Below are 13,482 nucleotides of genomic sequence, written 5' to 3'. Positions count from 1 at the left end.
TATGGCTAGTCAAATCAGAATTTCACCGGATCAGATGAGAGAAAGGGCAAATTCGTACCAAACAGAATCAGGGAATGTCAGCGAGATGATCGGAAGATTAGATTCGTTACTTCAGTCTCTTTTAGGAGAATGGGAAGGATCGGCAAGCGAGGCTTACAGAGAACGTTATGAAAGTCTGCGGCCGGCGTTTACGCAGGCAGAAGAATTGCTTGCGGAGATTTCAAAAGCGTTGAATACGACAGCTCAAAATATGGAAAATGTAGACGAAAGTATTGCAAGCGGATTCAGAGGATAGTACGAAAAAGCAGGTTTAAAGGCAGCGGCGGATAAAACCGCGTTCCGCATTTCCCCTTTTGTGGGAAATGCGGAACTTAAAAAGCTTAAATAGTAACAGTTCAGCCGTACAGCAGCGTTAGCCATGATAAGTACGCAGCGCGGCTTTACGAATGGCGCGGACTGAGCGGTTACCTTAAATGAATTGAAACAGAAAGGAAAAGCATGATGGGAGAAAACGTAAAAAAAGAGACGGTAGATTATCTTCCGCTTGGAAGTGTTGTGATCTTAAAGGGAGGCGTGCAGAAAGTTGTTGTGATTGCCAGAGGGCTTTTGTCGGTTGCGACAGGGAAAGAAGGTTATTTTGATTACGGCGGATGTCTGTACCCGCAAGGACTGGTCGGAGATCAGATCTTATATTTTAATCACAGAGATATCGTAAAAGTTGTTTTCAGCGGATTTCACGATGACGATGATAAGATGATGGTAGACAATATCAATCAGTGGTATATGGAATCACCATATGAACGCACAGACGTAGAAAAACTTGTAAGAGAGCGGGGTGCTCAAGATGGCGGAAAACTCGGCTGAGGAAAGAAGAAAAAGGGCAAGAGTGTGTGAGGCGCGCAGCGAAAAAAGCGCGCGTGAACGGGAGAAAGCAGAAAAAGAATCAAAGCGCGCCGCGAATGAAAAAAAGATCGAAAGATTAAAAACGGCGAGAGACAGTATCCAGTCGCAGAAAAATTCGGCAAAAGCAAAGCGGAAAAAACTGGAAAAATATGCAAACGGTGATGAAATCGGAGAATGGATCGGGAAGGAACAGACGGCGACAGTATATAGTATAGAAGGAAACGTTGTCGGACAGTACAATACTTATATTGAGCGTATTGACGATGTTGTAGACGCGCTTTGCAATGAAATAACAAGGCTGGAAAATGAAAACATGCAGTTGAGTTGGGATGTGCTTCATATAGGATCTTTGATCAATTCTCTTGTCAATGAGATCCGTACACTTTGCAATTAAGTATTATACGAGGAGGTATCACTATGGCAACGTTGCAATCGTTGGGATCGGTAGCAGGTCTGATCAATCTCGACTATGGGAAATTTAAGTATGCTGTCGACCAGATGAGAACAAGCGCCGACGGAATTAACGGGAATGTAGAAGAAAGAGCGCGGGGAGCTGAGCGATCAGAAGCTCTTGATGAGTTTGCAGAGCAGTTCGTTCAGCTGCAAAGAATCATAAGTCTTTATAAATCACTTATAAAAAAAGATATTGATGCGATTGAAACTACGGGAGAACAACTGAAAGAAATAGATTTAAAATTAGAGGGTGTATGGAAAGGTCTTCAAATGTTGAAATAAAGTGATTGAGAACAGCAGAAATACATGAGAAAATAAAAATAAAAAAGGAAAGCAAAAAGAGTGAACGTGGAAAATAAACGAGATGATAGAAAAAAGAAAATTCGGGAAATTGCCGGAGGAATTTTGTGTATTGCAGTTTTGCTTTTTATTGTTATGCAAATTATGCTGCCGGAAACAGGCATAGGTGGGATGGTGAACGAAGGGTCAATGGCAGTTTTATTTTTCGGAGTAGGAGCAGTCTGTGCTTATGCAGCTATCAAGAAAAGAAAAGAAGATAAATCTGCGCTTGTTCTCGGTTTATGCTTAGCAGTTTTAGCATGTGTTCCCGGTGGCTGGATCTCTGGGAAGGTCGCAGCAGATCTTATAGAAGGACCAAAAACGATCCGTCTGACATCGGTTACAACAGAGGAACTCAACGGATTATCAGGGTTAATTTCTCATCACTATTATTTATGCGGCAGAGGGGAAGACGGAAAGCAGTATCGGCTGGAAGTATCGGCTGGAAGTATCGGCAGATGAGTTTTATGAGTTGGAAAATATACATGAAATCATTGTACGATGTTATTCGAGAACAGAGCGGATTTTGGAATTTTTGTAATAGTTAAAATGAACTGTTACGGAATTTTTCGGGATAGTTTTTCGATATGCAGACATTGTACAGAGATTTTGATGAAATATCAGAGGAAAAATTATGAGTGGACAATATAAAATAATGTATAGTTCTATGGATCAATTTTATGATCAGACAAACGGGCGCATGGCAGAATGGGTCAGTCAGTTAGAACCGTGGGTTAAGGCGTGTGAAAATCTTGGAAATATGGAATGTTATCAAGGAAAAAGCGCGGAGTCTGTTAAAACGTATCTGAAAGAAGTGCATATGACGCTGCTTACTTCTATACAGCAGGCAATACAGTTATATAGGACAAAATATCTTTTTTACCGTGAAGGATATTATGATATGGAAGGGGACTTATATGCAGTCATTCCCCAGAAGACGTTACTTTCTGTAAAAGACCGGATGAAAACAGAGATCGAAGACGTATCTGATTCTTCTCTAATAGTACAAACAAGTTTGTTAAATGTATCGGATCTTATTGCTTTGCAGGCGCCTAATTCGTATTATTTAAAAGATTCTATGGAAGAAGTAAAGCAGAATGTAACAGACTTCAATCAAAATATTATAGATTATGAAGCGCAGCATAAGTCAGAAGCAAACGGGGAATTGGCAGATCTGCTTCAGTCATTATTTGCAACGCTTACAGAATATTATACAAACGGAACGAATGTGACATCGTATCAGTCGGGAGACTGTTTCGGAAATTCACATATGCCGGAGCTTTGTCAGCATGTACTGACAGCGAATGAGTATTTGAAAGAAAATGCGGAAGAGATCGAGCTTGCAGAAGTAAAGATGCAGGAAGTATTCGCACAGCAATATGAAGATGCGTGTAAGGCAAGAGAAGAGGAAGGCGCAATAAAATTGCTGACAGGAGGCGCTGCGGCAATTACCGGAATCTTGGCAATCGTCGGAACTGGAGGGATGGCAACTCCGGTTGTGATAGGCGTATGGGTTACAGGAGGATCGACCGCTCTCTATGGGGCGAGTAAAGCGATAGAGGGCATTCAGGACGTTCATTATGGAAGAGCTAAAGATCTGACAAGTAAGTCTTTTAATTTTATCAGAGATACAGTATTTCAGGGGAATCAAGAGGCATATGACGCATGGGGAAATATAAATATGATGGTTGCGGGTCTTTTAGTTCCTATTGGTCAAGGAACTAAGGCGGGGGCCGGTCTTGGAGTAAAGGCAATCGCGCGCGAAAGCGCGAAACGAGTAGCAAAAGAGGCTGTAAAAGACATGGCGGTTGATTTTACTGCCGAAACTATGACAAACTGGGCGCGTGAAGAGCTGGATTTGGGCGACTTTCAGACGGAACTTCTTAAAACAGGACTTGAGTTTGGATTGGATAAAGGACTTGATAAGGTGGGAAGTAAACATGTTCCGTTTACAGATGATATGACATTTTCAGAGGCGAAACGGTATAATCAATCGATGCAGAACATGGAAAGCGGAAAACATAACCCTCCGGGACTATCTGATGCAGATATGGATGCGTGGGATTTTGCAAATCAGAAAGTGTCCGAGCATATAGCGGTGAAGAAAGTTGATCACAATGAAGTGATAAAAATCCGTTCAGAGTATGCGAAAAAACAGGAAAGCTTTTTGCATCCAAAGACAGATGCAGACAGCGCAAAGACTGCGACATTTACAAATCAGGAAGCAGAAGATCTCGCATTTGGCGCAATAAAAGGAAAGGGTAAATCGGATGCCGTCGTGCTTGGTAAGTTTGAGGACGGAAAATCGACTTCATATGATAAAATAGCGCAAGAATATGACGCACAGTATTATAATTTGGATGAGTGGGATGAGCTGGCAAAAACGTATTCGAGAGATGAAATGTGGAAAGTAAATGAGAAATTTCTTGATATTGAAATCGCGTCGGGAAGAGATATATACTTATCTCATGATCCGGCGAAATTCAGCGGAGACGGAAGTTTTTTTGCGAAAGAGATCGAGTATTTGCGGCAACATGGATATAAATTTGTAAAAGAGGGTGATTTGTGGCATGCTGTACAGTAAGGCTGAGCGCAATTTGACTTATCAAGACCAGAGTAAAGGCGGATTGCAGCTTGAAAAATAAGGAGGCTGTAAAACGGTGAGTATGAAAACGAGAGATGAAAAAGAAAAGAAACGAGATTTATTTACAACAATTTTTTGGATTTTAGTGCTGGTTTTTTTGATTGTTAAAATTGTAATCCCGGAAACAGGTGTATTGGGAATGGTAAATGAAGGTTCAAATGCGGTTTTATTTTTCGGTATCGGAGGAAGCTGTGTGTGGACGATCATTCATAAAAGGAAGACAAATAAAACGGCGGTTGTTTTCGGAGTATTGCTGCTGGTATTGATATTAGGTATTGGCGGATGGATATCAGGAAAGCTTGTATTGGATCTTATATCAGGACCGGAGGTTGTGCGTCTGACGTCAGTTACTATGCGTGAATCGTCGGGAATATATGGTCTTATTTCACGGCATTACTATTTATGCGGAAGAGATGACGAGTGGACGGAATATCAGATGGAAATTTCTTCGGATGAGTATTATGAGTTAGAAGGAGAAGAGCAGGTGACTGTGTTGTGTTACCCAAGAACAGAGCGGATTTTAAAGTTTTTGTGATTTTGCCGACAGACATCATGTATCGGATTGAAACAGGAAGCCCACAGGCTTCAGACAATGGGTAGTTCACAATATGAATATATGGAGCGGAAACGTATGGAGACAGAGCAAAAGGAAATGATGTGTAAATATAAGAAGATTATTTGTAAAATATTCGGCGAACAGATACGGGTGATCGGTGAAAGCAGTGCGATCGGCCCTATGGGGCAGTTTCAGATCAGATTTTTCTATGAGCCGACAAAAATTTATGTTACACTGGATGCAGACCGCGGGGCATTTACGTTTGATCTGAAAGATGAAGCGAAAGATTGGAATACGTTGTACAGAATAAAAAAGTTTGACAACTGTATGACAGAAAAGTGTCTTGAAAATGCGGCGGTTATTTTGAAGCAGGTTCTTGAGGAAAATAAGTTCCCTCTGTATAAATCGGAGAATGATAAGCTGTACAAAAAGCAGGATGGAACGTACCGCAGGATAAAAGATATCTATGCAGAACTGGCAGGAGGAGAGTAAATTTATGGCTATAAAAGAAGTGTCAGAACGATATTTGGAATTAAGGCAAAATGCTTTGGATTATACATTTGAACAGATGAATCTTCAGCTTGAAAATGATAAGCAGGTTTATCTAGCAGTATTTGATATACCGGTGGAGAGCGCGATCATCGGTAATAAAACGAAGACTCTTGTGCTCGTGTTTGGATTGAACATCCATATTTATTGTGCAAATGGTGATGCCGTGACCGGATTGGAGCAGAATGCGAAAGCGAAACAGGCGATGCAGTCTCTTTTCATCAGTTGTCCGCAAGCGCTTGATGAGATGACGCTGACTCACAAGACAGATTTTTACGAAAGTAAAAATGTAAGAGCTTATTTAAAAACAAGAAAAGGCGTTTACTTCAAAGAGCTTACAGGAGAAACTAAGAAAGAACGCTTTTTGGAAATGCTTATGCGGAACGTGACAGAGGAGGTAAATTTCCGTCATTGACAAAAAACGTAATCTGTGCCAAAATAATTTAGAATCAGCCGATTGGAACAATGTTTGTTGTTACAAAGCGGGAGATTAAAAAATATAACAGAAACAAAATCATAATTTCAGAAATTAGACTATGAACATATGTGAGTAGAGTAGGCAGAGCGACCCAGAGACGGAGTGTCATCGGCTGAGAGCATTCCGCGCGACCCTTCTTGAAGTTTCAGTATGGGAGTCTTCCGGCGAAAAGCAGTTTGTGCGTTAAGTCGGATGTTCGTGTAGCAATATTTTACACAATGAGAGCGCAGAGCAGATAGGATGCTCTGAAATAGGGTGGTACCGCGATTAACATCGTCCCTTGTTGAACAGACAAGCGACGGTGTTTTTTTGTATAGGCGACGGGCCAAAGTCCGGGCTTGCCCGAGACCTTGGCGACCGCTTACAATCCCGGAATGTGCCGTTTGGCACTTCCGGTGATTATGCTATAGAAAAATTCGATTTCCTATGGCATAGATCCCTTAGGGAGGATGCGCACGCCGCATCGAGGAAGTTCAAATGAAAAAACAATTTGGGAAGGAGAAATAAAATGAAAGATAAAATCAACAGTATTTTATCAGAAGCAAAAGGTAAGATTTCTGATGCAGTGAGCGAGGGTGAACTGCAAAATGTAAAAAGCGCGTATATCGGAAAGCAGGGTTCATTAAGTCTTTTGATGAAAGAGATCCCTACAGTGGATGTGGCGCTTCGTCCTGAGATGGGAAAACTTTTGAATCAGGCGAAAAATGAAGTGAAGGACCTGATCGATGAGAAGAGGATGGAGCTGAAGCTGAAAGCTTCGGAAGTGTCTCCTGATTTTGACTGTTCTGTTCCGGGTATCCTGCCGACAGGCGGCGGACTTCACCCGATCACGCAGATGTGTTATGACTTGAACGATACGTTCCGTTCGATGGGATTCGAGGTGTTCGAGGAAGACGAGATCACAAGTGAAATGTATGCGTTTGATAAATTGAATTTTCCGCCGAATCATCCGGCGCGTGAGAGTATGGACACATACTGGCTGGAAGGACATGACAGCGGAAGCACGAATGAGAAGCTTTGCCTTCGTCCGCATCTGACAGGCGGAAGTGTTCGCTATATGCAGACACACAAACCGCCGTATCGTTTCGTATATCCGGGTCGCGTGTACAGAAATGAGACAACGGACGCGCATCATGAGAGAGCGTTTTTCCAGTATGAGGCGCTGATCGTGGACAAAGATATTACGTTTACATCAGGTAAAGTAATGATTAAGAGTATTTTGAGCAAAGTGTTTGGAACGGACGTTCCGGTCAGAATGCGTTCCGGTTTCTTCCCGTTTGTAGAGCCGGGATTTGAGATCGACATGCAGTGTCAGGTTTGCGGCGGAAAAGGATGCAGCGTATGTAAACATGTCGGCTGGATCGAAGTTATGCCGGGCGGTTCTCCGCATCCGAACGTTCTTCGGGCAGCAGGGCTTGATCCGGATGAGTATACAGGATTTTATGTAAATATCGGTTTGGACAGACTTGTTATGATGCGCTACGGCGTGGATGACGTAAGATTGTTCCACAGCGCAGATTTAAGATTCCTGAAACAGTTTAGATAGAGGCAATTTAGATACGAGGAGAGAGACTATGAAATTATCATTATCATGGATTAGAGATTATGTAAATATTCCGGAAGATGCAGATCTGAAAAAACTGGCGTACGATCTGACAATGTCTACAGTCGAAGTGGAAGATGTGGAATATCTTGCAGAACGTTTTGAAAATATGATCGTCGGAGTGATCGAAAAGATCGAGCCGCATCCGAATGCGGACAGACTGCGAGTATGTAAAGTAAATATCGGCAGTGATGAGATCAAAGACATCGTATGCGGAGGCATTAATCTGGAAGAAGGAATGCGCGTTGCAGTATCTTGTCCGGGAGCGGTTGTCCGCTGGCACGGCGAGGGTGAGCCTGTAGTGATCAAAAATTCTAAACTTCGCGGAGTTGAGTCATTCGGTATGATCTGCGCTTCAGATGAGATCGGATTAGGCGAGCTGTTCCCGTCAGAAACAGAAGGAGAAATCCTTGATCTGTCAGCGTTTGACGTTCCGGCAGGAACTTCTTTGGCAAATGCTTTGGATATGAATGACGTGCTTCTTGAGATCGACAATAAATCAATGACAAACAGACCGGACCTTTGGGGACATTACGGAATCGCCCGCGAGATCGCGGCTCTTTATAACTTGCCGCTTGCAAAGATCGAGCCTTTCCGGGCAGACGTTCAGTCTGATTTTAAAGTCGAGATAGAAGATCCTGACAGATGTACAAGATATATCGGCGTTGAAATGTCAGGCGTGGCTGTAAAACCTGCGCCGTATAAAATGCAGAATAGAATCTGGAAAGTAGGAATGCGTCCGATCAATGCGCTTGTTGATATCACGAACTATGTAATGCTTGCAACAGGAAATCCGACACATGCATTTGACGCGGACAATATTACGGATCACATTGTTGTAAGACATGCAGGAGAAGGTGAGAAACTGCTTCTTTTAAATGATAAAGAACTTGAATTAAACGCAGATGATCTTGTAATCACAGATTCCGAAGGCGCGGTTGCTCTTGCAGGAGTTATGGGCGGAGCGAAAGATTCGATCCTGCCGAAGACGGAACGCGTGATTCTTGAAGTGGCAAACTTTGAAGCGACAGGCATCCGCCGTACGGCGCTTCGTTACGATACGCGTACAGAAGCGTCTTCCAGATATGAGAAAGCAATCGATCCTGAAAGATGCGATCAGGCGCTTGCTCTTTCAATGAAGTATTTTAAAGAGCTTTATCCTGAACTTCAGGTGACAGGATACTGCGATAATTATGTGAAAAAACTCGACAGAGCAGAGATTGACGTTAATCTGACATGGCTTGAGAAGAGACTTGGAAAACATTTGACAAACGAAGAAATCCAGGGCAAATTAGAGCAGCTTGGATTCGATGTTCAGATCGACGGAGACAACATGCATGTGACGGCGCCGACATGGCGTTCGACAGGAGATATTTCCATTAAAGACGATGTGATGGAAGAAGTTGCCAGAATGTACGGATACGATAATTTCGAGGCGACAGAGTTTACGACGACATTTACAGACTCGATCAATCAGAAAGATAAGAGTCTTGTAAGAAATATTAAAGAATATCTTGCAATACGCTGTGGAATGCAGGAAGTATATACTTATCCGTGGATGAACGATGTGTTTGTAAACGCAGTTCTGCAAAGCACAGACGGAGTTTTGAAACTTTCCACGCCTCCGGCGCCGGATATGAGCTGCATTCGTTCTTCTCTTCTGCCGAACCTTTGCGAGGCGGTTGCGAAAAACGAGCGTTACTTTAATGATTTTTCTATCTTTGAAGAGGCTCAGGTGTTCTTTGATAAAAACTACACAAATGCATATGATGAGACGGAATCTCTTCCTGAACAGCGCAGACATATCGGAGCGGCATTTGCAAGCAGCGTAAAGGACATCGGTATGCTTTTCAGAGAGGCAAAAGGAGTTCTTGAGTATATGCCGAGATATACGCATATGGAAGCGTATGAGTTTAAAAAAGAAGAAAAGCCGGTATGGGCTGACAATGTTGTGTGGCTGAATATTTACCTTGATGACGAGAAAATCGGCGATATGGGGCTTGTAGCGAAAAAAGTTTCTATGGAATGCGGCATTAAGAATCTTTCTGTGATTCTTTTTGAAATGGATGCTTCAAAACTGAAACCGCTGAAATCAAGAACGAATAAATTCGAGCATCTTGCAGAGTATCCTGAGACAGACTATGACATTTCCATGCTTTTTGATTCCGATGCAGTATGGAATGACATTTATGATGCCGTTATGGGTAAAAAGAAAGCAAGCGCCCTTTTAAAAGACGCATCGTTTGTAGATGAATACAGAGGAAAACAGATTCCGCAGGGCAAAAAATCCGTAACGATCAGACTGACGATCGGATCTGATGAGAAAACGCTGACATCACAGGAGATCGAAAGCGTCGCCGAACAGGTTATGAAAAAACTCGGAAAGAAAATGGGCGCAGAGCTTAGAACACAATAAAACAAGGCTTGCTTCTTAGAAATAACAGGAGATAAACCGAATATGAAAACAAGTGATTTTTATTATGATCTTCCGGAGGAGTTGATCGCGCAGGATCCGCTTGAAGACCGTTCCTCTTCCAGACTTATGACAGTGGACAAAGAAACCGGTAAGATCGGACATCATGTATTCAGTGAGATTATCGATTATTTGAATGAAGGCGATTGTCTCGTGATAAATGATACAAAGGTAATCCCTGCCAGATTGATCGGAGCAAAAGAAGAAACCGGAGCGAAGATCGAAGTGCTTCTTCTGAAAAGAGGAGCGGATGATGTGTGGGAAACGCTCGTGAAACCCGGTCGTAAGGCAAAACCGGGAACGCGGATTAGTTTCGGAGACGGGCTGCTCGTAGGAGAAGTTGTCGATATCGTGGACGAAGGAAACAGACTGATCCATTTTGAATACGAAGGTATCTTTGAAGAAATATTAGATCAGCTCGGTCAAATGCCTCTTCCGCCGTATATTACGCATCAGCTTCAGGATAAGAACAGATATAATACGGTTTATGCAGAACATTCAGGTTCAGCAGCCGCTCCGACGGCAGGACTTCATTTTACGCCGGAACTACTTAGAAAAATTGAAGAAAAAGGCGTTGATATTGCAAGAGTAACATTACATGTAGGTTTGGGAACATTTCGTCCTGTCAAAGTTGACGATGTGGAAAATCATCATATGCACTCGGAATTTTATATGATAAATGAAGAAGCGGCGGAGAAGATCAACCATGCCAAAGACAGGGGCGGACGCGTGATCTGTGTCGGAACGACAAGCTGCCGCACGATTGAATCTGCGGCAGATGAAAACGGACGTTTAAAGGCTTGCAGTGGCTGGACGGAGATTTTTATTTATCCGGGTTATCGTTTTAAAACGCTGGACTGCCTGATCACAAACTTCCATTTGCCGGAGTCAACTCTTATTATGCTCGTATCCGCGCTGGCAGGAAAAGAACATGTTATGGCGGCTTATGAAGAAGCGGTGAAAGAACGATATCGTTTCTTTAGCTTTGGAGATGCCATGCTGATTTTGTAAAGTAATTCACGACAAAATAATCGGCAACCGGCCTATGGGGTTAATCCTCCCCATGCCTAAAAAGTAGGAATAGAAAAACCCACGAGGTGTGCACTCGTGGGTTTTTTGTTGACGCTCAACATGGATACGCCGTTTCTTTTTGCCTGCTGGCATTATAGCATATGCAAATATTGAATGCAATATTCATTTTCCTTGAGTTTCCGCAGTTTTATATAGTGTGATTTGGATTGAAGTAATCACGATGGATTAAAGTGTTGGCAAGCACTTCCTTTCAGGACTTTCTGCAAGCAGGGGGAAATTAAATGTTTAAAAGGTTTTAAAATTGTTGTTTTCAGGTGTAAGATTTGCGGATAAATCCCTAGTATATAGCTGAGAGGAGGATGATACGTTGGAAGAAGATAGTAAAATTATTGATTTGCTCTATAAGCGAGAGGAACAGGCTCTTATAGAATTGTCGGAAAAATACGGAACGGCGTGTAAACGTATTGCAGGCAACATTTTGAAAAATCATCGTGATGCAGAGGAATGTGTAAATGATACATACCTTGCCGTATGGAATACAATACCGCCTAAAAATCCAAATCCGTTAAGGGCTTATATATTCCGGATTATCCGAAATATATCTATTGCGAAGTACCATGAGAACACTTGTATTAAGCGGAACAGCTATTATGATGTGGCGTTGCAGGAATTGGAGAACTGTCTTATGGCAGTAATGACTGTCGAACAGGAAATGGAAGCAAATGAATTGTCGGATTTACTTGACGGCTTTCTTGAAACGTTAGATAAGAGAAGCAGAATAATGTTTGTTCGCCGTTATTGGTATTCTGATAGTATTTCAGATCTTGCGGAAAGGTTTCAAATAAGTAATAACAATGTATCAGTCCGGCTTTCACGAATTAGAGGAAAATTAAAACGATATTTAAAAAAGGAGGGCGTTGAAGTATGAGAAAAAAGGATATATCAGATGCGATTGGCAATATTAATGATCGATATATCGAAGAAGCTGCAGATTTTCAGAGAAAAAAGAAAAGGACAGGGAAGAGTTCTATTTTACAAAAGAGCGTTGCTGCCGCGGCTTCATTTATACTTGTATTTATATTATCTGTTTCGACATTGGTAGCTGCGGATTTTTCTCCGGCTTATGAATTTCTCTATACGTTGTCTCCGTCAGCAGCCCAAAAGTTAAAGCCTGTTAGTATGATAAGTGAGGATAATGGTATTAAAATAGAGGTTATTTCTGCTTATGTAGAGAGCGGAGAGGCGAAGATACTTATTTCTGTACAAGATTTGGAGGAAGACAGGATTGATGAAACGACAGATTTGTTTGATAGTTTTAGTATCAATACCTCATTTGACTGCAGTAGCTCATGTGAAAATATAAAGTATGATGCAGAGACGGAAACAGCCGTTTTTTTGATTTCTATATCGCAATGGGATAAGTATGATATTGCAGATGAGAAAATAACTTTCTCTGTGCGGGAAATATTGAGTAATAAAGAAACGTATGAAGGTTCAATATCGACATTAAATTTGGATAAGAATAGCGGTTCGGTAAAGATTTTTACTCCGTATAGTGTTTTGGGTGGGAGTGGTGCAAATAGTGAAAAGTATATGGAAGATTTTCAGGCTCTCGTATCTCAAGGAGATATAAATTCGCCTGTTTCGGGAGTTGCTCTTACGGCGATAGGATATGTGGGAGAAAAACTTCATATTCAAATCAGATATGATTCTGCGCTTGAAACGGATAATCATGGATATGTTTATTTGAAGAACAGTGATGGAGATGTTCTTGATTGTGAAGCAAGTATTTCTTTCTTTACAGATGAAGGAGAAAAAGATATGTACAGCGAATATATCTTTGACTTGTCAGATAAAAATGTTTCGGATTATGTTATTTATGGAAAGTTCACAACAAGTAATATGCACATTAAAGGGAAGTGGAGTGTTACATTTCCATTGGAAAAGGTAAGGTAATAAAAAGGTAAGATAATAAACAGCGAAAACCCGCTAACCTTCCGGCTAACGGGTTTCGTTGTTTTATAGTTATCTAAAGGAATGTTTACGCATTTACAAAGATACATGTTTACAATGTGCTTAATGGATGGTATATTATAGATATAAATAAGGCACTACTGATAGTTGGTTAGTCCAAATTTGATAAAGTTACAAAAAAGTAACCGTATTCCTTGGTCGAGGGGCGGTTACTTTTTTGATTGATTTATGTACGCTATCAGAATCGTTACAACAATACTAAGTATCATTAGTACGATGGAGAGCATTTCAAAATCACTCATAAGTTAAGCCCTCCTTTCCAAGATTTCCTGCAAACAGGATTTCTATGTAATCAGAGAGTTCGGTCTCTCTGTTGAAGGACTAACCGCCTACCATTCTCATGTAGTGCCTTGTCTTATTTTAGCAAAAGTTTCTTTTTATAACAACATATTTATCGTGAAATACAGTCGATTAAAAA

Annotated in this window: 14 protein-coding genes; all 14 read left to right on the top strand. The window is 41.5% G+C overall.

Annotated features, from left to right (window positions below):
* Position 1: 1 nt before the first annotated feature.
* Positions 2–295 (top strand): WXG100 family type VII secretion target, encoded by a 294-nt coding sequence (locus ACH9UM_RS12820; RefSeq protein ID WP_004848272.1) that lies wholly within the window; start codon positions 2–4, stop codon positions 293–295.
* A gap of 203 nt (positions 296–498) precedes the next feature.
* Entirely contained in the window at positions 499–864 is a 366-nt protein-coding gene (locus ACH9UM_RS12815; RefSeq protein ID WP_004848275.1) for a DUF4176 domain-containing protein, read from the top strand.
* Positions 845–1,297, top strand: coding sequence for a DUF5082 domain-containing protein (locus ACH9UM_RS12810; protein WP_004848277.1), 453 nt, complete (start codon positions 845–847; stop codon positions 1,295–1,297). The genes ACH9UM_RS12815 and ACH9UM_RS12810 overlap by 20 nt, the downstream gene beginning before the upstream one ends.
* A gap of 23 nt (positions 1,298–1,320) precedes the next feature.
* Positions 1,321–1,638 carry a DUF5344 family protein gene (locus ACH9UM_RS12805; protein WP_004848279.1) on the top strand — a complete coding sequence of 106 codons (318 nt, stop codon included), beginning with the start codon at positions 1,321–1,323 and terminating at the stop codon, positions 1,636–1,638.
* A gap of 66 nt (positions 1,639–1,704) precedes the next feature.
* Entirely contained in the window at positions 1,705–2,157 is a 453-nt protein-coding gene (locus ACH9UM_RS12800) for a hypothetical protein (protein ID WP_227077102.1), read from the top strand.
* Between the two features lie 172 nt (positions 2,158–2,329).
* Positions 2,330–4,279 (top strand): LXG domain-containing protein, encoded by a 1,950-nt coding sequence (locus tag ACH9UM_RS12795; protein ID WP_004848282.1) that lies wholly within the window; start codon positions 2,330–2,332, stop codon positions 4,277–4,279.
* A gap of 82 nt (positions 4,280–4,361) precedes the next feature.
* A complete protein-coding gene (locus ACH9UM_RS12790; protein WP_009321272.1) occupies positions 4,362–4,874 on the top strand; it encodes a hypothetical protein in 513 nt (170 codons plus the stop codon).
* A 57-nt stretch (positions 4,875–4,931) separates the two neighbouring features.
* Entirely contained in the window at positions 4,932–5,387 is a 456-nt protein-coding gene (locus tag ACH9UM_RS12785; RefSeq protein WP_004848285.1) for a hypothetical protein, read from the top strand.
* Positions 5,388–5,391: 4 nt separating this feature from the next.
* A complete protein-coding gene (locus ACH9UM_RS12780; protein ID WP_009242913.1) occupies positions 5,392–5,859 on the top strand; it encodes a hypothetical protein in 468 nt (155 codons plus the stop codon).
* Between the two features lie 571 nt (positions 5,860–6,430).
* Entirely contained in the window at positions 6,431–7,468 is a 1,038-nt protein-coding gene (locus ACH9UM_RS12775) for a phenylalanine--tRNA ligase subunit alpha (RefSeq protein ID WP_004848289.1), read from the top strand.
* A 28-nt stretch (positions 7,469–7,496) separates the two neighbouring features.
* On the top strand, positions 7,497–9,941 hold the full coding sequence (gene pheT / locus ACH9UM_RS12770) for a phenylalanine--tRNA ligase subunit beta (RefSeq protein ID WP_004848291.1): 2,445 nt from the start codon (positions 7,497–7,499) through the stop codon (positions 9,939–9,941).
* A 42-nt stretch (positions 9,942–9,983) separates the two neighbouring features.
* Positions 9,984–11,009 carry a tRNA preQ1(34) S-adenosylmethionine ribosyltransferase-isomerase QueA gene (queA, locus tag ACH9UM_RS12765; protein WP_004848293.1) on the top strand — a complete coding sequence of 342 codons (1,026 nt, stop codon included), beginning with the start codon at positions 9,984–9,986 and terminating at the stop codon, positions 11,007–11,009.
* A 388-nt stretch (positions 11,010–11,397) separates the two neighbouring features.
* A complete protein-coding gene (locus ACH9UM_RS12760) occupies positions 11,398–11,958 on the top strand; it encodes an RNA polymerase sigma factor (protein ID WP_009242912.1) in 561 nt (186 codons plus the stop codon).
* Positions 11,955–12,986, top strand: coding sequence for a hypothetical protein (locus tag ACH9UM_RS12755; protein ID WP_004848296.1), 1,032 nt, complete (start codon positions 11,955–11,957; stop codon positions 12,984–12,986). The genes ACH9UM_RS12760 and ACH9UM_RS12755 overlap by 4 nt, the downstream gene beginning before the upstream one ends.
* The last annotated feature ends 496 nt before the right edge of the window (positions 12,987–13,482 follow it).

The organism is Mediterraneibacter torques, assembly GCF_044591705.1.
GTDB classification, from domain to species: Bacteria; Bacillota; Clostridia; order Lachnospirales; family Lachnospiraceae; genus Mediterraneibacter; species Mediterraneibacter torques.
Note: the sequence above shows the minus strand (reverse complement) of the source record. Positions and strands in the feature narration are given on the sequence as shown.

What these genes read in the sequence shown, in the direction of transcription:
- ACH9UM_RS12795 (WP_004848282.1), top strand. Translation starts at nt 2,330, where the DNA reads ATGAGTGGACAATATAAAATAATGTATAGTTCTATGGATCAATTTTAT.
- ACH9UM_RS12790 (WP_009321272.1), top strand. Translation starts at nt 4,362, where the DNA reads ATGAAAACGAGAGATGAAAAAGAAAAGAAACGAGATTTATTTACAACA.
- ACH9UM_RS12775 (WP_004848289.1), top strand. Translation starts at nt 6,431, where the DNA reads ATGAAAGATAAAATCAACAGTATTTTATCAGAAGCAAAAGGTAAGATT.
- queA (WP_004848293.1), top strand. Translation starts at nt 9,984, where the DNA reads ATGAAAACAAGTGATTTTTATTATGATCTTCCGGAGGAGTTGATCGCG.
- ACH9UM_RS12785 (WP_004848285.1), top strand. Translation starts at nt 4,932, where the DNA reads ATGGGTAGTTCACAATATGAATATATGGAGCGGAAACGTATGGAGACA.
- ACH9UM_RS12820 (WP_004848272.1), top strand. Translation starts at nt 2, where the DNA reads ATGGCTAGTCAAATCAGAATTTCACCGGATCAGATGAGAGAAAGGGCA.
- ACH9UM_RS12810 (WP_004848277.1), top strand. Translation starts at nt 845, where the DNA reads ATGGCGGAAAACTCGGCTGAGGAAAGAAGAAAAAGGGCAAGAGTGTGT.
- ACH9UM_RS12755 (WP_004848296.1), top strand. Translation starts at nt 11,955, where the DNA reads ATGAGAAAAAAGGATATATCAGATGCGATTGGCAATATTAATGATCGA.
- pheT (WP_004848291.1), top strand. Translation starts at nt 7,497, where the DNA reads ATGAAATTATCATTATCATGGATTAGAGATTATGTAAATATTCCGGAA.
- ACH9UM_RS12805 (WP_004848279.1), top strand. Translation starts at nt 1,321, where the DNA reads ATGGCAACGTTGCAATCGTTGGGATCGGTAGCAGGTCTGATCAATCTC.
- ACH9UM_RS12780 (WP_009242913.1), top strand. Translation starts at nt 5,392, where the DNA reads ATGGCTATAAAAGAAGTGTCAGAACGATATTTGGAATTAAGGCAAAAT.
- ACH9UM_RS12815 (WP_004848275.1), top strand. Translation starts at nt 499, where the DNA reads ATGATGGGAGAAAACGTAAAAAAAGAGACGGTAGATTATCTTCCGCTT.